Annotated in this window: 19 protein-coding genes; 2 read left to right on the forward strand and 17 right to left on the reverse strand. The window is 53.6% G+C overall.

Annotated features, from left to right (window positions below; translation table 11 throughout):
- Window positions 1-78 precede the first annotated feature (78 nt).
- From WMW72_RS02500 to WMW72_RS02525, 6 genes are all read right to left on the reverse strand, one after another.
- Window positions 79-1,167: a Gfo/Idh/MocA family protein gene (locus WMW72_RS02500; protein ID WP_341413819.1), complete on the reverse strand. Its 1,089-nt coding sequence runs from the start codon at window positions 1,165-1,167 to the stop codon at window positions 79-81.
- Between the two features lie 212 nt (window positions 1,168-1,379).
- Entirely contained in the window at window positions 1,380-3,041 is a 1,662-nt protein-coding gene (locus WMW72_RS02505) for a cellulase family glycosylhydrolase (protein WP_341413820.1), read from the reverse strand.
- A 489-nt stretch (window positions 3,042-3,530) separates the two neighbouring features.
- On the reverse strand, window positions 3,531-4,250 hold the full coding sequence (locus tag WMW72_RS02510) for a response regulator transcription factor (protein ID WP_341413821.1): 720 nt from the start codon (window positions 4,248-4,250) through the stop codon (window positions 3,531-3,533).
- Between the two features lie 84 nt (window positions 4,251-4,334).
- The gene (gene pnpS / locus WMW72_RS02515) at window positions 4,335-6,131 is read right to left on the reverse strand and encodes a two-component system histidine kinase PnpS (RefSeq protein ID WP_341413822.1); all 1,797 of its coding nucleotides are present in this window, start codon (window positions 6,129-6,131) and stop codon (window positions 4,335-4,337) included.
- A 63-nt stretch (window positions 6,132-6,194) separates the two neighbouring features.
- Window positions 6,195-7,190 (reverse strand): bile acid:sodium symporter family protein, encoded by a 996-nt coding sequence (locus WMW72_RS02520; RefSeq protein ID WP_341413823.1) that lies wholly within the window; start codon window positions 7,188-7,190, stop codon window positions 6,195-6,197.
- Window positions 7,191-7,208: 18 nt separating this feature from the next.
- Window positions 7,209-8,750 carry a fumarate hydratase gene (locus tag WMW72_RS02525; protein ID WP_341413824.1) on the reverse strand — a complete coding sequence of 514 codons (1,542 nt, stop codon included), beginning with the start codon at window positions 8,748-8,750 and terminating at the stop codon, window positions 7,209-7,211.
- A 231-nt stretch (window positions 8,751-8,981) separates the two neighbouring features.
- Between WMW72_RS02525 and yfbR the strand changes: the two genes are divergently transcribed.
- Entirely contained in the window at window positions 8,982-9,566 is a 585-nt protein-coding gene (yfbR, locus tag WMW72_RS02530) for a 5'-deoxynucleotidase (protein WP_341413825.1), read from the forward strand.
- 116 nt (window positions 9,567-9,682) lie between these two features.
- Here the strand turns inward: yfbR and WMW72_RS02535 are convergent, their stop codons facing one another.
- The 4 genes from WMW72_RS02535 to citZ form a co-directional block, all read right to left on the reverse strand.
- Window positions 9,683-10,111: a hypothetical protein gene (locus WMW72_RS02535; RefSeq protein WP_341413826.1), complete on the reverse strand. Its 429-nt coding sequence runs from the start codon at window positions 10,109-10,111 to the stop codon at window positions 9,683-9,685.
- A 173-nt stretch (window positions 10,112-10,284) separates the two neighbouring features.
- Window positions 10,285-11,226: a malate dehydrogenase gene (gene mdh, locus WMW72_RS02540; protein WP_341413827.1), complete on the reverse strand. Its 942-nt coding sequence runs from the start codon at window positions 11,224-11,226 to the stop codon at window positions 10,285-10,287.
- 222 nt (window positions 11,227-11,448) lie between these two features.
- On the reverse strand, window positions 11,449-12,744 hold the full coding sequence (icd, locus tag WMW72_RS02545; protein ID WP_341413828.1) for an NADP-dependent isocitrate dehydrogenase: 1,296 nt from the start codon (window positions 12,742-12,744) through the stop codon (window positions 11,449-11,451).
- 175 nt (window positions 12,745-12,919) lie between these two features.
- Window positions 12,920-14,032, reverse strand: coding sequence for a citrate synthase (gene citZ / locus WMW72_RS02550; RefSeq protein ID WP_341413829.1), 1,113 nt, complete (start codon window positions 14,030-14,032; stop codon window positions 12,920-12,922).
- Window positions 14,033-14,724: 692 nt separating this feature from the next.
- On the opposite strand from citZ, the gene WMW72_RS02555 reads away from it, so the two are divergent.
- Window positions 14,725-16,266 carry a Ppx/GppA phosphatase family protein gene (locus WMW72_RS02555; RefSeq protein ID WP_341413830.1) on the forward strand — a complete coding sequence of 514 codons (1,542 nt, stop codon included), beginning with the start codon at window positions 14,725-14,727 and terminating at the stop codon, window positions 16,264-16,266.
- Here the strand turns inward: WMW72_RS02555 and ppk1 are convergent.
- The 7 genes from ppk1 to WMW72_RS02590 form a co-directional block, all read right to left on the reverse strand.
- Entirely contained in the window at window positions 16,232-18,337 is a 2,106-nt protein-coding gene (gene ppk1 / locus WMW72_RS02560; protein ID WP_341413831.1) for a polyphosphate kinase 1, read from the reverse strand. The genes WMW72_RS02555 and ppk1 overlap by 35 nt on opposite strands.
- Before the next feature lie 207 nt (window positions 18,338-18,544).
- On the reverse strand, window positions 18,545-18,958 hold the full coding sequence (locus WMW72_RS02565) for an acyl-CoA thioesterase (RefSeq protein ID WP_341413832.1): 414 nt from the start codon (window positions 18,956-18,958) through the stop codon (window positions 18,545-18,547).
- A gap of 89 nt (window positions 18,959-19,047) precedes the next feature.
- Window positions 19,048-20,808: a pyruvate kinase gene (pyk, locus tag WMW72_RS02570; RefSeq protein ID WP_341413833.1), complete on the reverse strand. Its 1,761-nt coding sequence runs from the start codon at window positions 20,806-20,808 to the stop codon at window positions 19,048-19,050.
- The gene (locus WMW72_RS02575; RefSeq protein WP_341413834.1) at window positions 20,801-21,775 is read right to left on the reverse strand and encodes an acetyl-CoA carboxylase carboxyltransferase subunit alpha; all 975 of its coding nucleotides are present in this window, start codon (window positions 21,773-21,775) and stop codon (window positions 20,801-20,803) included. Before WMW72_RS02575 ends, pyk begins: the two co-directional genes overlap by 8 nt.
- Window positions 21,765-22,691, reverse strand: a complete 927-nt coding sequence (accD, locus tag WMW72_RS02580; protein WP_341413835.1) for an acetyl-CoA carboxylase, carboxyltransferase subunit beta — start codon at window positions 22,689-22,691, stop codon at window positions 21,765-21,767. Before accD ends, WMW72_RS02575 begins: the two co-directional genes overlap by 11 nt.
- 66 nt (window positions 22,692-22,757) lie before the next feature.
- Window positions 22,758-22,949 (reverse strand): glutamate decarboxylase, encoded by a 192-nt coding sequence (locus WMW72_RS02585; RefSeq protein ID WP_072330275.1) that lies wholly within the window; start codon window positions 22,947-22,949, stop codon window positions 22,758-22,760.
- A 136-nt stretch (window positions 22,950-23,085) separates the two neighbouring features.
- Window positions 23,086-23,571, reverse strand: a complete 486-nt coding sequence (locus WMW72_RS02590; protein WP_341413836.1) for a phosphatidylglycerophosphatase A family protein — start codon at window positions 23,569-23,571, stop codon at window positions 23,086-23,088.
- Between the last annotated feature and the right edge of the window lie 93 nt (window positions 23,572-23,664).

The raw sequence follows: 23,664 nt of genomic DNA on the forward strand, positions 1-23,664 counted from the left end.
TAAACTTCTGTATGACAAAGAACCCCTGCCTTCGGCGGCTAAGCTCGCCTGAGGCAGGGGTTCTCTATATCGCACGTCTTATGCTTCGTTCAAATAGACAGCCTTACCGGTGCGGGAAGATTCATAGATGGCTTCGAGGATTTCCGATACGACGCAAGCCTGCTCTGGCGTCACGACCGGATCGGTATCGTTCTCGATCGCTTGCAGCCACAGCTTGGCTTCCAGATCAGCCGGACTTTCCTTGGAGCCGTCATAGAAGTCCACACCCTTGGCATCCAGCTGAATTTCGTTCGAGAACAGGCGGCTGTGCTTCTCTCCGTTAATGCGCAGTCCGTCCCACATATCGGCTCCGCCCTCGGTTCCGCACAGTGTCGTCTTGGCCTCTCCTGTCTGCAGCAGGTTGATCGCCCAGCTCGACTCCAGTACGATCGTCGCACCGTTCTCCATCGTGATCATGCCGAATGCCGAATCCTCGACAGTGAATTGCTTCGGATCCCAAGGTCCCCAGGCATTAGCGGCATTCTCACGCTGAGACAGCTTGTGGAAGGCAGTACCGAGTACGGCTTTGGGCTTGTAATTGTCCATCATCCACAGAGTCAGGTCGAGGGCGTGCGTCCCGATATCGATCAGCGGACCTCCGCCTTGCTTCTCTTCGTCCAGGAATACGCCCCAGGTCGGTACGGCGCGGCGGCGAATAGCATGCGCCTTGGCATAGTAAACTTCTCCCAGGTCTCCGTCCTCACAAATGCGCTTCAAATATTGGCTATCTGGACGGAAGCGATTCTGGTAACCAATCGTCAGCTTCTTGCCTGTCCGCTTGGCCGCTTCGACCATTCGTCTTGCATCGGCTGCCGTCTTGGCCATCGGCTTTTCGCACATGACATGCTTGTCCGCCTCGAGGGAAGCGATCGTAATCTCCGCATGGGAGTCGTTAGGCGTGCAGATATGAACAACATCAAGACTGGCGTCATTCAGCAGCTCCCGGTAATCCGTATATACCTGCGCTCCCTCAGCCCCAAACTTGGCAGCCGCATCGCGCGCGCGATCCTCTTCAATGTCGCAAAAGGCGACCATCTGGGCATTCGGCTGATTCTTCAACGCTGGCATATGCTTGCCGTTCGCAATCCCCCCGCAGCCGATAATTCCGATTCTGAACACTTTAGACATCCTGGCTCCTCCTTCGCTTGAAACCGATAATAGATGCACCGCCTGATCACACAGCGCTTTACGTTTAGTATAGACAACCGTGGCAGAAAAAAGATATGCCGGATTTGGCTTTGTTTGCATCCGATTCTGTCATAGATAGGTGAAGAAAGGGCTATCCTGACTGCCATCATCGATGGCAGTCAGGATAGCCCAGACCTTGGATATGGCTCCGTTTATGGAGCGCTCGTGATCGCGAACTCTTCCCAGAGGGACACAGCATCTCTATCCGCATAGAGTATATAGCCCTTGTTTCCGTCTGCACTCACATACTTACTGTTGGCTACGGATTGTAAAGCGACCTTACCGTTGCCGCGGTCGATGAGACGGAACTTTTCCCATTGCTGGATGCTCGTTCCGCGGGCCAGGAGCTGGGACTGCTCATCAATAACAGCCGTTACATATTTGTTATTGGCCGAGGAGAGCAGCGAAATCGTGCCATCTGTGTTATTCACGACTGTGAACTTCTCCCAGCCGCCGACCGTGGTACGGTTCGCTACCAGCGGGCTGTTTCCAGTGTTCTCGGCACTCACATACCGGTTGTTGGCCGACGCTTGAATACTCGAAGTGCTGGTTACCGGATTATTAGCCGGCGGCTGCGAGGAATACTTCTTGATCACATTGATAAGTCCGGTATTGGTCTGGAACTTGGAAGTTACGAATTGATCCCACTTGGACTTGATCGTAGCTGCACTGTCATTGTAGATGTCCGGCAGCGCATTGTTGTTATTGTTATAATACCCCCAGTTTCCTCCGCCTCTTACTTTGTATGACCAGTTGGACCACGAAACATTCAGCGCATTCAGCCCGGACAGCCACTTCTCCCACAGATCCAGTTGTCCGAATGCGAACTCCCCGGAATATACCGGAACATTCCATGCCGTCTGATACTGGGCAATCTTGGCCAGCCATGTATTCATCATGTTGTTGGTTACATTCCAATCGTCGAACTGGGCAAAGTTGTAGTTATGCGTCTCATACACAACGTTCGTCCAGCCGTAAGTCGAAGGCGGAAGCGCTTGCTCGAAATCAAAAAACGCCGCCATTATGAGGATATGATTAGGGTCCTTCGCACGAACCGCATTGTACAGCCGGTTGAAGTAATTGAATTTCTGCTGGATCTGAGCGGCATTCTCCCCAGCACCGCTAGTGAGCAATGGTTCATTCAACAAATCGTAAGCCGCGATGGTCGGGTTCCCGTTGTAGTGGGTGGCGATACGCTCCCAGATCTGGACGGTGCGATCCTGATAGGTGGAGTTGGTCCACAGCTGATTGGAGTTTTCGATACCGCATGAATGCCATGGGCAAGCTCCGCCTTGAACACCGTGGAAGTCGATAATCACATACAGATTTCTTTGCGAGCCTTCGGCCACGATCCAGTCCAGCTTGCGGAAGGAGATCGAATCCGGCTTCATCGTGCCGTCAGGATTCATGAAGTCTTCCCAGTAGATCGGCACGCGTACCGTATTCAGTCCCATGCTCTTGATATTATCCAGATCGCTGGCCTGAATCCAACGGTCCTGATAGTATTGCTGCAGCTCATGATTGACGTCCGTCCCGAAGCGACTCCATAGCGTCTTCGTCAACGTATACTGGTCAGGAGTATTCATAGCCGACATCCATTGCTCCTGCAGCAGCCAGCCGCCCAGGTTGGGCCCGCGCAAGTTCACGATATTTCCCGACCCGGAGTTATTCTTAATCACCTTGCCGCTTGTTTTCAGGAAATCGGAGGGGCCAAACGCAGCCTCAGCTTTGGGCTGCAGGTTGCTTGACAGTAAGGCTCCAACTAAGAACACAAAGGACAGCACAAACGTAGTTACTTTTTTGATCATCATCATTCCTCCTTCAAAATGAGAGTTCAGCCTGCCTTCCAAAGACACCAGCTTCTGCGGAATCCATGAAGTTGTGTGCGGCCACCTCCATTCCATGAAATGAAATCGATTTCAAAAACTTCATCTATGATAAGCTCCGTAACATGTGGAGCGAATCACCACATTCCTCAAGCTCAATAAAATTGTGTTAAACCAAAAAAAGAAAATCGATTTCATTTTAAGTTGAGAACCCTTACAATTTGTCTTCATTATAACAAAACATGTTGAAAACGCAACCATTATTACCCATTTTAGTCCAAATGAACCTGTACAAACCTGCTTCTGCATGGATAAGCAACACAACTTGCGCTTGCATGTTATTAATCCTCTTTACGAGAATACTTGGCTCGTCCCCTCATCCGGATAACTAGACAAACCTACCAGCAGAAACAGAACGTAAAGAGCCCCTTTTCAACGAAAAAGGGCTCTTTCCTTCCAGACCAGACATCCATCCTATCAGGCCTTCTTGACCGGCGTTGTCACCAGCTTGTAGCCAACGCCGCGGATCGATTCGATCTGCACGGACTGCTGATTCATCTCCAGCTTCTTGCGCAGAGAGCTGACATGTACGTCTACGGTGCGCTGGCCTCCGATATAGTCGAAGCCCCAGACGATATTCATCAGATCATCCCGGGTAATCACGACACCAGGCCGCTGCACCAGGTACAACAGCACCTCGAATTCCTTGGGCCGGAGCGGAATCGACTCTCCTCCGAGCACGACTTCGTACTTCTCCGGATAAATATGGAGCTCGCCTGCGGTAATGACCTTCTCTCCGCTAGGCGCCTTCTCCTGCAAGGCTTCATCCGAGACCGTCCGACGCAGCACCGCCGAGACGCGAGCCAGCAGCTCCGCCACGCCAAACGGCTTCGTGATGTAGTCGTCGGCCCCGTACTTCAACCCCTGGACGACCTCTTCCTCAGCATTGCGAGCAGTCAGAATGATAACCGGCGTGCGGTTTCCCTTCTGCCTCAGCTTGGACAATACCTCGAATCCATTCATTCCGGGAAGCATGATATCCAGGACGATCAGATCGAACTGCTGCTGAAGCGCTACCTGCAACCCGTCGCTTCCGTGATCCACGACCTTGGTCTCATACCCTTCCTGGGACAGGTTATAAGAAAGCAAGCGCGCTAAAGTAGGCTCGTCCTCAATCACTAGTATCTTATGCGGCATGAGTATCCCCCGACTCCCTAATCTTTATCTCAAGCTTAACATAGCGTGTAATTATTGACAAACTGTAAATAGAAGCCGGCCTCCTTAATGAATCAACGGCATATCGATGCGGAAGGTGGAACCTACGCCAACTTCGCTTTGTACACGAATAGTCCCTTTGTGCAGATCAGTCAGATGCTTGACGATCGACAGTCCTAGACCTGTGCCTCCGGAAACCCGGGAACGGGCCTTATCCACCCGGTAGAACCGCTCGAAAATACGCGGGATATCCTTCTTCGGAATGCCGATGCCCGTGTCGCTGATCGTGAACCGGACTTGATCCGCCTCAGCGAGACCATCCGCGCTTGGAACATGCCGCACGCTGATACTGACCTGGCCGCCTTCCGGCGTATAGCTAATCCCGTTGGACAGCAGATTGATCAGAATTTGCCGGAGCCGGTCTTCGTCCGCCTCGATAAAGAGATCCGACGGGACATCCATGCTGAGCTTGATGTCCTTGCTCGTGGCTTGAGCATTCAGCACGTTCAGGCAATTGGTGACGAACGGCTGGAGATGAATCGGCGAGAATTGCAGCGGAATTCGCTTGGATTCAATCTTGGACAGCTCCAGAAGGTCGCCGATCAGCCGGTTGAGCCGCTCACTCTCGTCGAAAATAATCTGAAGGAACGATCTGGCCGTATCCTTATCGTTCAGTGCGCCGGCCAGCAGCGTCTCCGCGAACCCTTTGACCGCCGCGATCGGGGTCTTCAGCTCATGAGATACGTTGGCGACGAACTCGCTGCGCATCCGCTCCAGGCGTCTGATGGCCGTGATGTCATGCAGCACGATCAACAGGCCTGACCAGTCCTGACCGGATTGGGAGATCGGATTCAGGTTAATCTCCAGAATACGCTCGGATGGAAAGTAGAATACGACTTCATCCCGGATATGCTCCCTCGACTCGATGCACTCCTGGATGAGCTGTGTGAACTCATACTGCTGCTTCGCCTGGTCAAACCGCTTGCCTAGCAGCTCCTGGGACGAGAAGCCAAGAATATCCTCGGCGGACCGGTTCAGCAGCACAATCTGGCCTTCCCGGTCGATCATCACGACACCGCTGATCATATTCTCCAGGACGCTCTTCAGTCGGCTCTCATCCTCCAGAATACGCTCCATCTGGAGCTGCAGGCTGTCGGCCATCCGATTGATGGCTGTACCGAGCTGACCGATCTCGTCCTTCTTATTCACGGTTACCCGGTACTTGTAGTTCATATCGGTAATCTGCTGGGCTACGCTCGTAATCAGCTCGATCGGACGGGTTACGTTGAACGCAATCCGGTAGCTGATGAGTCCGGCCAGCACAAACACGGCGGCCAGTCCGCCCAGCAGTACGAGCCATACGTTACGGATCGAGTTTTCAATTTCGGTGAGTGACATCGACAGGCGGATATATCCGACATTGTCACCACCCTGTTGAACGGGCAGCGCGACATACATCAGATTCCGTCCGACCGATTCGCTATAACGAGTGGCATAGCCGATACCTTCGCGGCCAGCCTGGACAATCTCCTCCCGGCCTGCATGGGATTCCAGCTCGGACGCAGGACGGTCCGAGTCGCCCAGCACCTTCCCGTCCGCACGGAGGAAGGTTACACGGGCATCCGCCGATTTCTTCAGCAGCTCAGCCTGCTTCGTATAGAAGGCCGTCTTCTCCTGATCGGAGCCAGATTGCTGCATATTGACCGTCGTCATGATAACCCTCAGCTCGCGTTCCATGTTGACCTTGAGCGAGTCCATGTACGAATTGCGGAGCACGTTGGCCATGAAAATGCCTACAGCCAATACCGATGCGCCTATCAGGGCCATAAAAATTAAAGTCAGTCTTGCGCGAAACATATTCATCGTGAATGGGTCCCTCCATGCCAGTTAACCTGCTTAGCTTGTCCCGCAAGAAACCATTTTTACTCAATATCGTACCTGTTCGGCGTGAGGAACACCAGTTATTTTTTTGTAAAGGTCCGTCCGCATGAATGCCTTCATGAACACATGATTCAGCGTAGCGAACGGCTGCTGGATTAATATCGCCAGCACTACCGGTACGGCCGTCAGCGGACTGAAATAGGCAAGCGCGAGCACAAGCCCGAGCGAGATGTTGCGCATACCGGAGCTGAACGTGATAGCGATCATCAGGTCCGGCCTGCGAGTCCACAGGGAGCCCGCGAAGCCGACCAGGTAACATAGAATGACCAGCAGCACGACAAGCGGCACGACGACGATCATATCGTTCTTCAGCTCCACGACATAGGGCGCGATGGCGGCGGCATTGATCATGATCACCGTGCAGAGCGCGACCTTGGAGGAGGGGCCGCATACCGGAGCGGACCATGCCTTGAAGCGGTAACGGGATAGTTCATTGACCAAGACGCCCAGTATCGTCGGCGCAACCATGATCAGGAAGAGATCTGTCAGCATACCTGCATGATCCAATTCGATAGAGGCACCGAACATCGACTCTAGCGCGATCGGGATGACAAATGGACTGAGCGCCGTATCGATCACGATCATAGCCAGCGTGAATGGCACATGCCCTTGAGACAGTGATACCCAGATGACAGACGATACGCCGAGCGGAATGACCGCGAACAGCACGAAGCCTACGACATATGGCGACTCCGCCCCGAAGATCCAGGCCCCGATCCCGTACGCGATCAGCGGTGCCACCACATGCGTGAGTGCGAACGTCAGCAGCATAGCCCCAGGCATCCGCAGCGCATCGCGGATTTGCTGGAGGCTGCAGCCGGTGGCCATGACGAAGGTCAGATAAGCGAACAGCCAAGGTATAGCGTGAGTCCAGGACTTCATAGCTCCAGACAAAAGAAACCCGAGTATCAGCGATACCGGGGTCAAGATGAATAAATATTGCTCAAGCAGCCGGTTCAAACGGTTCCCTTTCTCTCTCATAGGGGTCGCCGCCGTCCGTTACGCAAAAACCGGTTCTTTGAACTGCTCGAGCTTCGCGCGAGAGTCGCTTTCGACATCAGCATGGAGGCTGTTGCCATGCGAGTCCATCGTGACGATTGCTGCGAAGCCTTCGGTTTGCAAGTGCCACATCGCTTCTGGAATACCGAATTCCAAGAAATCGACACCTTCCACCTTCTTGAAGCATTCCGCATAATATTGCGCGGCCCCGCCGATGGCATTCAGATAAACGCCGCCATGCTCCTGCAGCGCCTTGAGCGTCTTGGCTCCCATACCGCCCTTGCCGATAACAGCGCGAATGCCGAATTTCTTGATGATATCGCCCTGGTAAGGCTCCTCGCGGATACTTGTCGTCGGGCCTGCAGCCTTCACGACCCAGCCGCCCTCGCTGTCCTTGGCCATGACCGGACCGCAGTGATAGATCGCAGCGCCGTTCAGATCCACCGGCGAATCATGATCCATCAGATACTTGTGCAGCGCATCGCGGCCTGTATACATCGGTCCGTTGATGATCACCACATCACCTACGCGCAGCGTTCGGATCTGCTCCTCGGATACCGGCATCTGCAGCACGATCTCGCGGCGCTCCGCTCCCTCAGTCACAGCAGCCTCGGCCGGCTCGTCCTTCTGCATCGGCAGCTCATTGCCTCTGCGGTACACCCATTCCGTAATCTCGCCTGTACCCGCATCGATCAGCACGCCTTGACGACGGAATGCCCAGCAGTTATAAGCCACGGAGACGTAGAAGCTGGCTGGCAGACGATTCATCACGCCTACTTTACAGCCGAGCAGCGAAACCTGTCCGCCGAAGCCCATCGTGCCGATCCCCAGCTTGTTGGCATTCTCCATGACGTAATCTTCCAGCTTGCGAAGCTCTTCGTTCGGGTTTACATCGTCAACAGTACGGAACAGCTGATGCTTGGCGAGCTCGTAACCGGTGGTCCGGTCGCCTCCGATCCCTACGCCGATGAAACCCGCGCTACAGCCTTGGCCCTGCGCCTGATACACCGCATGCATGATGCATTTGCGGATGCCGTCCAGATCGCGGCCGGCTTTTCCGAGGCCTTCCAGCTCTGTAGGCAAGCTGTACTGAATGTTCTTGTTCTCACAGCCGCCGCCCTTCAGGATCAGGCTTGCTTCGATCTCAGGACGCTCCCACTGCTCGAAATGGATCACCGGCGTGCCGGGTCCGATATTGTCCCCGCTGTTCGCGCCAGTCAGACTGTCGACGGAATTCGTCCGCAGCTTGCTGTCCTTGGTCGCTTGTGCAACTGCTGCGATAATTGCTTTCTTCATCTCGATCTGATTCGCGCCTACCGGTGTATGCACGATGAACGTCGGCATTCCGGTATCTTGACAGATCGGCGATACATTGCATTCCGCCATGCGGATATTATCGGCGATCGTGGAGAGCGACAGCGCAGAGCGCGTACCGGCATCCTCCTTCGCACGGGCATCCTGAATCGCCTCTCGCACATCGGCGGGCAGGTTGGTGGATGTCTCAACGATCAGGTTATAGATACTCTCTTGGAACTGCTGCATAATGAATGAAGACTCCTTTCGGTCACTGAACTGTAAGCAAGTCATACGATTCTATCATACCATACCGCCCCAGACAGCGGCACACTTTTCGTAAGCGGAAGTCGGGGTTTAGCCAGCTGTCCACAAATTGTCACGGAGGTTTTACAATTTCTCTGGCGCATTGGTCACCCGAATCGTGTATAATTCGTTCTGCGGCCTTGTTTCGCTAGTAACCAGTAAGGATGATGATCTTTGAACAGCCATTTTTTCGCTTATATGTACAGACTGCGCTACATTGAGCGCTGGAGCCTGATGCGCAACGTGATGAGAGAAAATGTCGCCGAGCATTCCTTCCATGTCGCGATGCTGACCCATGCTCTGTGCACCATCGCCAACACCGTGTTCGAGCGCAATGTGCCGACGGACCGCATCGTCAGCATGGCGCTGTTCCATGATGCTACAGAGGTGTTCACCGGCGATATTCCGACTCCGGTCAAGCATCATAATCCGAAGATTTTATCCAACTTCCGCGAGATCGAGCAGCTTGCCGCCGAGCGCCTGCTGGATATGATTCCCGAGCCTCTGCGTCAAATCTACGATCCTCTGGTCGATGTCAAGAAAAATGAAGAGAATGCCGCATACAAGCATTATGTCAAGGCGGCCGATCTGCTTGATGCGTATCTCAAGTGTGTGACCGAGCTGTCCGCTGGCAACCGCGAATTTGCTACGGCCAAGAAGCAGATCGAGGAATCGATCACGGCATTGGATATGCCTGAGCTGGGCTATTTCCTAGAGCATATGGCCCCGAGCTTCGAGAAAACGGTTGATGAGCTGTAGAGGACCCTCTCTGCGTTAATCGCCTTTGCTTATGACTAAGAGCCAGTACGGAAGCTGCTTCCGTCTGGCTCTTAGTCATGGACCCGTCTTTGTGCCGGGGTGATCCTTGAGGCCTATTAGCCGAATAACGTAGGAAATTTCATCAACGTAATGATCAGGAAAAACACAATACCATTGATCAGAGCCAAAGTCTTGATCGAGCCAAGCTGAGCCGCTACGGAATTCCCTGAAGGCTCACCTACAGCCAGACGCATACGCTTACCCATAATGCCGGTCAGGGCAGCCAGGGCCAGGAACAACACAACGGCCAAGATCATCCATACGACCGTATAGCTGCCCTTGCCGACCATATAACCGCCGGTCAGGAACGCCAGAATCAGCGCAAATTGGCCCACCCGATTGGTCGTAAACAGCACGCTCAGAAAGCCGACCTTGGAGGCACCAGATTGAAGCTTGTCCACACGTCCGACCAGAAATGGCAGGACCAGGTAAATCCCCATCAAAATGGCGCTAAGTACATGCAAATACAACAATACTCCCCACACAATGAAGCCACCTCTCTACCTCGAATACGTTCACCCTCAGTATACCGGAAGCGCTTGCCTCTATCAAACCGAACCTGTAAATATTGTGTGAACATGTACAATTTGTCACAGACAAAAGCCTTCTGCCGCAGCGTGCTGCAACAGAAGGCTCGATGGAAAAGGGAATTACACCGTTACGCCGTTACGACCTTGATCACGTTACGGACGGATTCTGCGGATTTGTCGAGCGCCGCTTTCTCTTCGGGAAGCAGCTCCAGCTCGAAAATCTTCTCGATGCCATCTCCGCCCAGCAGCGTAGGCACGCCCATAAACAGGTTATCGTAGCCATATTCGCCTTGCAGCAGTGCGATGGATGGGATGATCCGTTTCTTATCCTTCAGGATCGCTTCGGTCATTTGCACGAGCGAAGCTGCCGGAGCATAGTAAGCGGAGCCGTTGCCCAGCAGGTTGACAATCTCCCCGCCACCCGTGCGTGTCCGCTTCACGATCGCCTCGATGCGCTCGGCCGGAATCAGCTTCTCAATCGGGATACCGCCAACATTGGAATAGCGAACGAGCGGAACCATGTCGTCGCCATGGCCTCCGAGCACGAAGCCGCGGACATCCTCAACGGATACGTTCAGCTCTTGGGCGATGAATGTACAGTAACGAGCCGTATCCAGCACGCCGGATTGGCCAATTACGCGGTTTTTCGGGAAGCCTAGCGTTTGAAAAGCGACATAGGTCATCGCATCCACCGGGTTGGAGAGAATGATGACGATAGACTGCGGGCTCGTTCTCTTGATGTTTTCACAGACGGATTTCACGATGCCTGCATTCGTGTTAACCAGGTCATCGCGGCTCATGCCCGGCTTGCGCGCGATACCGGCTGTGATGATCACGATGTCGGAGTTCGCAGAGTCGTCGTAATCAGACGTACCCGTGATGTTTGAATCAAAGCCTTGAACGGGGGAAGCCTCCAGCATGTCGAGCGCTTTACCTTTGGTCGGGTTTTCGAGCTGCGGGATGTCGAGCAATACGACGTCGCCCAGTTCTTTTTGCGCCAGCATTAAAGCAGTCGTTGCACCTGTGAAGCCTGCGCCTACAACCGTAATTTTCCTGCGTTGGATAGCCATTAGAAAATCCTCCTCGGAACGTTTAGTCGTCTTCTTCCTTTAGGCTTTACCATTTCCGCTGCCTCAAACCCTTGCGTACAAAGCTTTTACGGGGAGGCTCCCGGATAAGTTACTCCGGACCGCCTCCCCGCTATGCACGCTGTAAGACACCCTCTGCCTGGACGACTGGCCGTTAGGCTCAGTCACCGGGCAAATGGCGCTCCCATCACATGTGTCTATCAATTAGAAATTTTTAATGATCTCGTTCGCAAACTCAGAGCACTTCACTTCAGTCGCGCCTTCCATCAGGCGTGCGAAGTCGTAAGTAACGGTCTTGTTGTTGATCGACGTTTCCAGACCTTTGTAGATCAGGTCAGCCGCTTCTTGCCAGCCCAGGTGCTCAAGCAGCATAACGCCGGACAGGATAACCGATCCTGGGTTAACCACGTCAAGACCTGCATACTTAGGAGCGGTACCGTGCGTAGCTTCGAAGATCGCGTGGCCAGTTACATAGTTGATGTTCGCCCCTGGTGCGATACCGATACCGCCGACTTGAGCAGCCAGAGCGTCGGACAGGTAGTCCCCGTTCAGGTTCAGCGTAGCGATTACGTCGAAGTCCGTTGGACGCGTCAATACTTGTTGCAAAGCGATGTCGGCGATCGCATCTTTTACGATGATTTTGCCAGCAGCTTCAGCGTCTTTTTGAGCCTTGTTAGCAGCGTCCGTGCCTTGCTCTTCTTTGATTCTATCGTATTGTGCCCAAGTGAAGGTTTGCTCGCCGAATTCTTGCTCAGCCAGCTCGTAGCCCCAGTTCTTGAATGCACCTTCGGTAAATTTCATGATGTTGCCTTTGTGAACGATCGTCACGCTCTTACGGTTGTGCTGGATCGCATAGTTGATAGCCGCGCGAACCAGACGCTGGGAACCTTCACGGGACACAGGCTTAACCCCGATACCGGAAGTTTCAGGGAAACGGATTTTCTTAACGCCCATTTCGTTTTGCAGGAACTCCAGTACTTTCTTCACTTCTGCGGAGCCTTCAGCCCACTCGATGCCAGCATAGATGTCTTCTGTGTTCTCACGGAAGATGACCATGTCGACCAATTCAGGACGCTTAACCGGGGAAGGTACGCCGTCGAAGTAGCGAACAGGACGGGAGCACACATACAGGTCCAGCTCTTGACGAAGCGCAACGTTCAGGGAGCGGATACCGCCGCCGATTGGCGTAGTCAGTGGTCCTTTGATCGCTACGATGTACTCGCGGATCGCCGTCAGCGTGTCAGCCGGCAGCCAGTTGTTGTATTTATTGAAAGCTTTTTCGCCGGCATAAACTTCGTACCAAGCGATTTTTTTCTCGCCATTGTAGGCTTTCTCAACAGCTGCATCCAGTACGCGCTTGGAAGCTGCCCAGATGTCAGGACCCGTGCCGTCGCCCTCGATGAACGGGATGATCGGTTGGTTAGGTACGTTCAGTTGTCCGTTAGTGATCGTGATGCGCTCGCCTTCAGTAGGCAGTGCATATTGCTCGAATTGTGCCATGTTTATAAAATCCTCCTCGTAAAAGTAGAGTCAGCACGTGCTGACTCAAGAATGAATATACCTCTATAAGACATACGGGAGCCGCCGCAGTCCTCCCTATCCCGTAAGGGTCAGGCGGACTGCCGCAGACAGCCCGTGCGGGTAACGAATGTAAGCTCCATCATCGACGGCATGATTAGCGGTTGTCGATAGGCACGTAAGCCTGGTGGGAAGGCCCTGTATATTCAGCGCGCGGGCGGATCAGACGATTGTTCTCGTATTGCTCGAGAATGTGGGCTGTCCATCCGGATGTGCGGCTGATCGCGAAGATCGGCGTAAACAGATCGCGCGGGATTTCCAGGGATGTATACACGGATGCCGAGTAGAAGTCAACGTTAGGCTTCAGACCTTTTTGTCCGGTTACGATTTCTTCGATTTGGATCGACATGTCGTACCAGTTCATGTTGCCTGTCAGCTTGCCGAGCTCCTGCGACATCTTTTGGAGATGCTTGGCGCGCGGATCGCCGTTTTTATAAACACGGTGACCGAAGCCCATGATCTTCACTTTGTTCTCCAGCTTGTCATGGATATAGCTGGTTACGTTATCGGCTGTGCCGATCTCTTCCAGCATCGCCATCACGGCTTCGTTCGCTCCGCCATGCAAAGGGCCCTTGAGCGCACCGATCGCGGAAGTTACGCCGGAATAGATGTCAGACAGCGTAGCTACTGTGACGCGGGCAGCGAACGTCGAAGCGTTCAACTCGTGGTCAGCATGGAGCACGAGAGCTTTGTCCAGCGCTTGGATGGCAATTTTCTCAGGGTCTTTGCCCGTGAGCATAAACAGGAAGTTCTCTGCAAGGCTTGCGCCGGCTTTTGGAGCGATAGGCTCCAGACCTTTGCGGATGCGGTCGAACGCAGCCACGAGGGTAGGAAGCTGTGCTTGTAATTTGATAGCCTTGCGCAGATTGGATTCCGGAGTCATATCGCCTGCTTCGGCATCGTACAAAGCAAGGCTGGAAACGGCGGTACGAAGAGCCGCCATCGTATTCACATTTTGAGGGTACAGCTTAATTTGGTTGAGTACTTCGGCAGGAACGGAAGCGTTGTCGCTCAGATCCTTAATCAATCCCGCAAGCTCGGAGCGATTTGGCAGCTTGCCGTACCATAACAAATAGACAACTTCTTCGAACGTAGCGTTCTCCGCGAGGTCGTCGATATTGATGCCGCGGTACGTAAGCACACCGTCAATGATGGAGCTAATGGAAGACGTGGTAGCTACGATTCCTTCCAAACCTTTGGTAGCAGTCAAGATAATCTCTCCTTTTGCGTTCAATTCACATATGTCTACTATAAAGGATTTACCAATCAAAGTGAACAAAGTTACACATAAAAGTTGGTTATCGGCTTCATAAAAGATACCTATCCGGGCTTGTTTTTCTGAATATTCAGGGGTTGTCACGAGCCTTCAATATACCTTGATATGACTCACAAAATCAAGCATTCCCATATTTATAAGTATTGATGCCACGTCATGTGTATTCAGAAGTTTTCAGGAGTTTTCACGGGTTTTCAGGGTTAAATGTGGGTAATTTGTGGGAAAACAAACAAGTATACCTGCACACAAGCCATCTAAGATGCATCTTGTTAGGAAGATTCTTATCCTTATCATCTCCGGGGTCATCTTTCATGCGCTATGCTTTCTTTTCCTCGTGAATTTCGAACGCCTTTATTCGGTTTTAGGGTAAATGGCGTATAATAAGTCGCAACATCCCTTTTCCTCACGAAAGTCCGGCCTTCTATTATCCATAATCTTTCTCATGTTCGACTCACCAGGACCTAATATGCAAAGTGAATCAGGGACAGTCCTGTGCTATAATAAATCAATCGTGAAACACCGGGCCTGCAACTTTCTTCGGAACCACACATATAAAGGAATAACCTAAAGAAATGATTGCTTGGCCATGCTTGCCTTACAGTTACGCGCAGACGGGAGGACACACTATGAACAACAGCCGCATTATTGCGATCATTGATATCGGCTCCAACTCCATTCGGCTTGCCATCTATGAATTAACGCCTGCCGGAGGCTACCGGGTCGTGGGTGAATTCAAGGAATCGGCACGCCTCAGCAGCCGAATCAGCCCTGACGGTTCCCTGCCCGAAGAAGAAATTCAAGGACTGGTCCGCATCCTGAATCGCTTCAAGCGGATCGGAGATATGTATAAGGCCTGCGAATATCGCGTAGCGGCTACAGCCGCAGTCCGCAATGCTTCCAATGTGGGCCAAATCCTCGAGATCCTTCGCCGGGATACCGGACTGCCGGTCGAAATTTTGCCCGGCGAAGACGAGGCCCGCATCGGCTTTCTCGGCATGATCCGTACGATGGATATAGCGGATGGCTTTCTCGTTGACATTGGCGGCGGCAGCACCGAGGTCAGCCTGTTCCGGGAGCGCAAGCTGGTCCGCAGCGTTTCCTTTCCGTTCGGAGCCGTGAACACGACACGCAAATTTTCCACCGATGGAGAATTTACAGACGAACAGCTCCAGGGCATCCGGCAAATGGTCAAGGATGCGGTGGAGGCGGAGCCGTGGATCAAGGAAGAGGCCGGCTTACCGCTGATCGGCCTCGGTGGGGGAGTACGCACGCTTTGTAAAATCAGCCAGCGCCGCCGCCGCTATTCGTTCCCGCAAACCCATCACTATATCGTGCAGCCTGAGGAGATGGACGAGCTCGCCGCCTGGCTTCCTTCCTTGTCCGGGGAGAAGCGCAAGAAGGTCGACGGCTTATCCAAGGACCGCAGCGACATCATTGTCCCCGGTGCCCTCATCTTGCAGACCGTATTTCAATTAACCGGCGCGACGCATTATATAGTCAGCGGAGCAGGCTTGCGCGACGGATTGTTCTTTGAATCCTTCGCTCCCGCTCAGCCCCAAGCTGCCGAGGTTGCTGAGAACAGTGCAGCGAACCTTCTGGCGCTGCATTCCACCGCTCCGGCCGCGCATATCCGGCAGGTGCGCTCTACTGCACTGAAGCTCTATGACGTACTGGCCGATGCGGGAGGCCATCGTTTCCCTGAGCGAATCCGGCTTTGCTTCGGCATTGCGGCCATGCTCTACCGGATCGGTGCCTCGCTCCAGTATTACCAATACCCGCGGCATTCGTTCCACATCATCGCTCAAACCCGTATCGACGGGCTGACACACCGCGAGATGCTGCTATGCGCCTTCATAGCTTCGTATAAAACGAAGAGCCGCACTCAGCAGACCATGTCCGGCCACAGCGATATTTTACAAGAAGGGGATCTGGATCTGGTATCCAAGCTCGGCGGGCTGCTTCAGGTAGCCGTCGCTCTGGATGTGAGCGAAACGCAGGCGCTGGAGCTGATGTCTGCCGACTTGCTGGATTTCTCCCTCTATCTGGGTCTGAAAACAAAACACGACCCCTCTGCGGAATACAGAGAGGTCGAGTCGCTGCAAAAAGACTTCAGAAAGCTATGGGGCCTACAGCTCAACCTTCACGAACCGTCGTTTTCCACGAGCTGATGCGCATCGCCTCGAATTGGCTGCGGATCGGCTCGTCCCCTGCAGCCTCTACCCTTTCATAAAGCCCGTTTGGCTGAAGCCGGCGGGCTTTTACATTATCTCTCAAGCTTAGCTGCAAGATGTTGATCACCGTCTCCTGAATGTTCGTATCGAATACCGGACACATCAGCTCAACTCGGCGCGTCAGGTTGCGCGTCATCCAGTCCGCACTGGCGATATACATCTCCGGATCGCCGCCGTTCTCGAAGTAGAAAATACGCGAGTGCTCCAAGAAGCGGTCCACGATGCTGCGTACCGTGATGTTCTCGCTCAGCCCCGGAACGCCCGGCCTCAAGCAGCATACGCCGCGAACAATCAGATCAATCTTCACGCCAGCCTGCGAAGCCAGGTAAAGCTCGTCAACCATATCCTGGTTGGACAATGAATTGAACTTCGCGATAATGCGGGCAGGCTTGCCCTTGGAGGCAAACTCAGCTTCGCGGCGGAACTTGCCGATTAGCTTCTCCATCATATCCGTCGGCGCTACGCCGAAGGCCTTCCAGTTATGGGGAGCGGAATAGCCGGTTACTTCGTTAAACAACGCGGACGCATCCTCGCCGACATCCTTGTGAGTCGTAAACAACCCGATATCCGTGTATAGCTTGGCGGTATTATCGTTATAATTGCCTGTGCCGACATGCACGTATCGCCGGAGGCCATCCTGCTCCTGACGGACAACCAGCGTAATCTTCGCATGCGTTTTGAGTCCCACCAGCCCGTAGACGACATGACAGCCGGACTGCTCCAGCTTGCGCGCCCAAGCGATGTTGCGCTCTTCGTCGAAGCGTGCCTTCAGCTCCACAACGACCGTGACCTGCATCCCCGACTCGGCGGCACGTGCAAGAGCCTGGATGAGGGCCGAATTACCGCTTACGCGGTACAATGTCATTTTGATTGCAAGTACCTGCGGGTCATAGGCAGCCTGACAGACGAAATCCGTCACGGCATCAAATGATTCATACGGGTGATACACGAGAACGTCCCGCTGACGGAGCTTACTGAACAGATCGACGACATCGTCCAGCTCTGCCGGATAAGCCTGCTTGATCGGTGCGTAGCGGAGCTGATCAAATCCCTTGATCGTTCCGGCCAGCTTCATCAGATAGCTGAGGTCAAGCGGTCCATCGATTTCGAATATGTTGTCGGTAATCTCAAATTCGTCCATGAGCTGTGCCAGTGCATACGGATGCATGCCCTTCTGGACCTCAAGACGGACTGGAGTTCCCCAGCGGCGGCGGCGAAGCTGCAGCTCGATCTCCTCGAGAAGATCCTCGGCACCCTCCTCGTTCAGCGTCAGATCCGCATTCCGCGTCAAGCGAAAAGCCTCGACGGAAACAGCTTGGTAGCCGCTAAACAACGTTTGGATATGCTGCTCGATCAGTTCTTCGATGAGGATGTACTCGCGTTTCTTACTGTTGGCCCTCACAGGGACTTCGATAAACCGCGCCAGATTGGACGGCACCTGAAGGATCGCAAAGTACGGTTCTTCCTCCGGATCTTCATCCTCCTTCATCAGCACCACAGCCAGATAAACACCCTGGGTATGTACGAGCGGGAAAGGCCTCGCCTGGTCTACCGCCATCGGAGTCAGAACTGGAAATACGATATCATGGAAATATTCATCCATTGCTTTGCGTTGCGTGACATTCAAGTCCTCGTACTCCGTGAAGTAAATGCCTTCCTTGCCCAGCGCCCGGCAAATCTCGCGATAGGTTTTATATTGCTCTGCAACCATCCTCGATGCCCGTTTCATCACACGCTTGAACAGTCCGGCCGGCGAATATCCCGTAAAATCTTTTTTCATGTATCCCGCTTTGATCTGATCGATGATTCCTGCTACCCGGACACTCATGAATTCGTCCAGATTGGACGACACGATGGATAAAAACTTCACACGCTCGAGCAATGGTGTCGTCGCGTCCTGAGCCTCCTCCAGTACCCGCCGGTTAAATTCAAGCCAGCTCAAGTCGCGATTCAGATAATGATTGACCGTCTCCTTGACAGCCGTTTCTCGGGTTGCCGTCTCACTCATTGGTACCTATACCCCCATGTCAAGCTTCATTGTCCAATTTTTTCTTGCAGGGTTCTGCTTCCTTCATCGTAATTCGACAATGTTAAGAGACAATGCTCCTTTTGTTAATTTTATGTAAACAACGCCGAGATAGACAACTTTTTTTATTTTTTCCACTTTGCTGTCACAAGTTTTAAGGTTTATCCCTGTGAATACGCCAAGTCTAACTCATGAAGAAGCAGCAGTCTGCTCAAGCAAGGCATACAAATCGGCTGCTTCCCGGTCGATCCGTACCGGCTTCCAGCTTCGGTTCACCCATACGTGCCGGGTGCCGGCGCTGACCAGCAGCTCAGGGCCGCGCTTGACCTCATATGCGAAATGCAGCCTCAGATGACTGAACGATTCCAGACGCGTATGCACCGTTACCAGATCGTCATACCGAGCAGGCTGTCTGAACTTAAGATCCGCTTCCACAACAGGCAGCAGCAGCCCCCTTGTCTCCAGTGACTCATAGGAAATGCCTAGCTCACGAATCATTTCCGTTCGTCCCACCTCCAGCCAGGTCAAATAATTGGCATGATATACGACGCCCATTTGATCCGTTTCCTGATAGCGTACCCGAATTTCATGAGAATACCACATGGAATGCTTCACCTCCTATTACCGCAAAAAAACGAAAGGAGCGAAACCGATATTCGATTTCGCCCCTCCCTTTATGATGCCCGAAATGCCTACAATACCCGTGCGCGGCCGGAGTAAATCACGCCCACCTCAGGATAAATGGAAACCTCGGCTCCGTCCTTCAGGATCGTGAGCGCATTTTCAACGCCTACGATCACCGGCTTGCCTAGGCTAATGCCGACTACCGCTGCATGAGAAGTAATGCCTCCGGTTTCGGTGATGACAGCTGCAGCCTTCTCGAATGCAGGCATGTATTCCTTGTCCGTAGTCGGCGTAATCAGAATGCAGCCTTCCGTCGCTTTGGCAATCGCTTCTTCAGCGCTGCGAGCTACGATGACCTTGCCTGTCGCGTTCTGCGTGCCGATGCCCTGGCCCTTGGCGATCATCTCGCCGACCTGATGCACCTTGATCAGGTTTGTCGTTCCGGAGCGGCCTACTGGCACTCCTGCCGTGATCACGACGAGGTCGCCCAGGCTAACATGCCCGTGCTTCACGCTCGCATCGACTGCCATCTCGAACAATTGGTCCGTAGACGTGCAGGATTCGCCGATCAATGGAATAACACCCCAGACCAGAGACAATCTGCGCAATACGCGCTCATCCGGTGTGACGGCAACGATCGGTGCCTTAGGACGGTATTTGGATACCATACGTGCCGTATAACCACTCTCCGTAGCCGTGAGGATCGCACGGGCCTGCAGATCCAGCGCCGAGTTAGCAACCGCTTGGCTGATCGCTTCAGTTACAGTCGTTTGTTGAGCATTGCTCTGACGAACGAGGATTTCACGGTGCTCCAGCGCCGTCTCCGCGCGCTCAGCGATGCGGGCCATCGTCTGTACGGATTCAATCGGATATTTCCCTGCAGCCGTCTCACCGGACAGCATCACGGCATCCGTGCCGTCGAAGATCGCATTGGCCACGTCGCTCGCTTCCGCACGGGTCGGACGCGGATTGCGCTGCATGGAATCCAGCATCATCGTAGCCGTGATAACCGGTTTGCCGGCCTGGTTACACTTCTTGATCATCGCCTTCTGTACGATTGGCACGTCTTCAGCCGGAATTTCTACGCCAAGGTCTCCACGTGCGACCATCAAACCGTCGGAAACTTCCAGAATTTCGTCGAGGTTGTCGACACCTTCCTGGTTTTCGATCTTGGAAATAATTTGAATATGGTTGGCGTTATGACGCTCCAGAATCTCACGGATTTCGATGACGTCGCTCGCTTTGCGGACAAAGGAAGCGGCGATGAAGTCTACGCCTTGTTGAATACCGAAAATAATATCGTTGGCATCCTTCTCCGTAATCCCCGGCAGGTTGATCTTGACGCCAGGCACGTTCACGCCCTTCTTACCGCCAAGCAATCCGCCGTTCTTGATGCGGCATACGATGTCTGTGCCTTGGATATCTTCGACCGTCAAACCGATCAAGCCGTCGTCAATGAGAATCGTCGAGCCGACACGAACGTCCTTGTACAGATCGCGATACGTAATGTGGACGCGCTCGGCATCCCCAACGATCTCTTCCGTCGTCAGCGTGATGAGCTGATCCTGTACGAGTTCGACCTTCTGGTCATCCTTCAGCTTGCCGGTACGGATCTCCGGACCTTTGGTGTCGAGCAGGATCGCAACGTCGCTGCGTCCCAGTTCCTTACACGCTTCACGGACGTTCTTGATCCGGTTGCCGTGCTCTTCGAAATCACCGTGGGAAAAGTTAAGACGGGCTACGTTCATCCCGGCTCCGATCAGTTTCTTGAACATCTCCAGCGATTCGCTCACTGGACCTATGGTGCACACAATTTTCGTTCTACGCATGGTTTCCCTCCTGGATGGTTGTAAATCTACCTATTTCTCTAAACTTGCGGTAACGGTCTTCGACGAGCTGCTCCTCCGACATGGATAATAGCTCCTGCAGATGCTGCCACAGCGTCGTCTTGATCGATTCTGCCTGCAACGCAATATCCCGATGGGCGCCGCCCTTCGGTTCAGGGATGATGGCGTCGATGACGCCCTGCTTCAGGATTTCGTCGGCGGTGATCTTCATCGCTTCCGCCGCTTCCATCGACTTGGAAGCATCTTTATACAAGATGGAGGCCGCGCCCTCGGGACTTATAACCGAATAGATCGCATTCTCCAGCATAAATACACGGTTGCCGACGCCTAGCGCGAGCGCACCTCCACTTCCGCCCTCGCCGATGACGACGCAAAGAATCGGTACCCGCATCCCTGCCATCTCCAGCAGGTTACGAGCGATGGCTTCGCCTTGACCACGTTCCTCGGCTGCATTGCCGGGATAGGCGCCCTTGGTGTCGATCAAAGTAATGATCGGCCGCTTGAATTTATTAGCTTGCTTCATCAAGCGGAGCGCCTTGCGGAAGCCATCCGGATGGGGAGAACCGAAGAATCGGGCGATGTTCTCCTTGGTGTCTCTGCCCTTCTGGTGGCCTATGACGGTAACTGGAATTCCGTTGAAACGGGCAATACCGCCCACGATGGCAAGATCATCGCCATAGAGACGGTCACCGTGAAGCTCCATGAAATCCGTAAACAGATGCTCGATATAATCCAGCGTCGTCGGCCGCTGCGGATGGCGCGCGACCTGCATCTTCTGCTGGGTGGACATGCTCTCGTACAGCTCGCCCTCTAGCTGAGCCAAACGCTGCTCCAGACGGGCAATCTCCTCGGAGAAGTCGATCTGCTTGTCCCGGCTGAACTTGCGCAGCTCCTCAATCTTGGCGCGAAGCTCCGCAAGCGGGAGTTCAAAAGGCATCTCACTGGCCATGAACGACTTCCTCCTTTACCATGTGCATGCTGAGCAGCTTGGACAACATGCCGCGCAAATCCTTGCGGTGGGCGACGAGATCCACTTGTCCGTGCTTCAGGTTGAACTCGGACGTCTGGAAATTATCCGGCAGCTTCTGCCTAATCGTCTGTTCGATAACGCGACGGCCGGTAAAACCGAAGGCCGCACCCGGCTCGGCGATAATATAATCGCCCAGCATCGCGAAGCTGGCCGACACGCCTCCGAAGGTCGGGTCCGTGATGACCGAAACGTACAAACCGCCCTGCTCGTTCAGCTTGGACAAGGCCGCACTCGTCTTGGCCATCTGCATCAGGCTGAGGATGCTTTCCTGCATCCGCGCGCCGCCCGAGGTCGAGAAAATAATCATCGGCTTGTCCGTCTCCATCGCATACTCAATCGCACGCGTGACTTTCTCACCGACGACCGATCCGAGCGAGCCGCCCATAAAGTCGAAGCTCATGACGGCCATGACGACAGGATAACCGCCGATACGCCCCTCACCCGTGATGACGGCGTCCTGCATACCGGTGGATTCCATCGCCTTGTTATACTTGCTCGCATAATCCGGGAAGCTCAGTGGGTCCTCCGAGATCATCTCGCTGTCCAGCTCCGTAAACTCGCCGTCGTCCATCGTCATCTGGATGCGCTCCACCGCGCTCAAGCGGTAGTGGTAGTCGCAGGACGAGCATACCTTCAGGTTTTTGTCCAATTCCTTATTGTATTGAATCGTCCCGCATTTCGGGCACTTGTTCATCAAGCCTTCGGGAATTTCACGTCTTGGCCTTTCTTCAGGCACGTCAATACCGCCGTCCAAGGGTCGATCGACGGCTGGTCTGTCCGTACTGGGGACGGTCGCATATTTTCTTTTTTTCTGAAACAGGTCTTTAAATTGCACGACTACACCTCGCCTTACGTTGTTAGACTTGTCCGTGCGCATCGCGGCTGTTCGCTATCCGCTCAATCAGGATCTATGCAAAATGGTATTCAACACCTCTTGAACTTCTTCCACTTCGCCCTCGGGAACGAGGATTTCAAACTGATTCTTGGTCATGTTAATAGCCCGAACCTGTACCAAAAAGCCTTCTTCGGTCAACTTCAGCTTGATTCTATCGGCTATTTTCGCCGTAGGTGCGATATAGATCACGGTCCACATGAAAAAAGACCTCCCGAACATAATGGAATAATGATATCATAACTCCACTTTTTCCCGCAACCGAGTTCAGGAGGGTCGGTATGATGAGCAATAGGGCGAAAATAAGCGAATTTGCGCGAAATAAGGGGGCTGACTTCTACGTTTGACGGTCCAGATCATCCTGCTGCCGGTGGGCGATTCGGGCAGAAGCCGCGGCCGCAAGGCCTGCAACCAGGTCGTCCAGAAACACGTGAATGCCGCTTGCCTGATCGTTCAGATCGCGAATGATGCCGATTTTATTTTTATCCAAATAGCCGAAGCTTGTCAATCCGATCATCCCATATACGTGCACAATGCCGAGCGCCAGTGTCTCGTCGACCCCGTACAGCGAAGCGTCCGTCTCCATCAAATTCTGCAGCGGCTCCGGCAGCAGCTTCTTCTCAGCCAGCTCATCGAGTGCAATTCCCGTGTAGAGTACATACTGAACCTCACGCTTTCTCAGCACGGTCAGCACGCTCTCCTCGCACGCAGACTTGGATAATGACGGGTTGTAGGGAGACTGCAGCTCGTAGACGATGTCTGCGATCCGCTCCACAGTGACTCCGCGCTTCTCCAGGTAGCCAACGATTGCTTGATGAGACATAACAACAACGCCTCCTTCGATTCATTCGTAACACGCGACAGGTGCATCAGCCGCTCGTTCAAGCGGCCGACAATGGTTCGGGTTACTAAATGT

The organism is Paenibacillus filicis, assembly GCF_038070315.1.
Taxonomy (GTDB): Bacteria; Bacillota; Bacilli; order Paenibacillales; family NBRC-103111; genus Paenibacillus_G; species Paenibacillus_G filicis.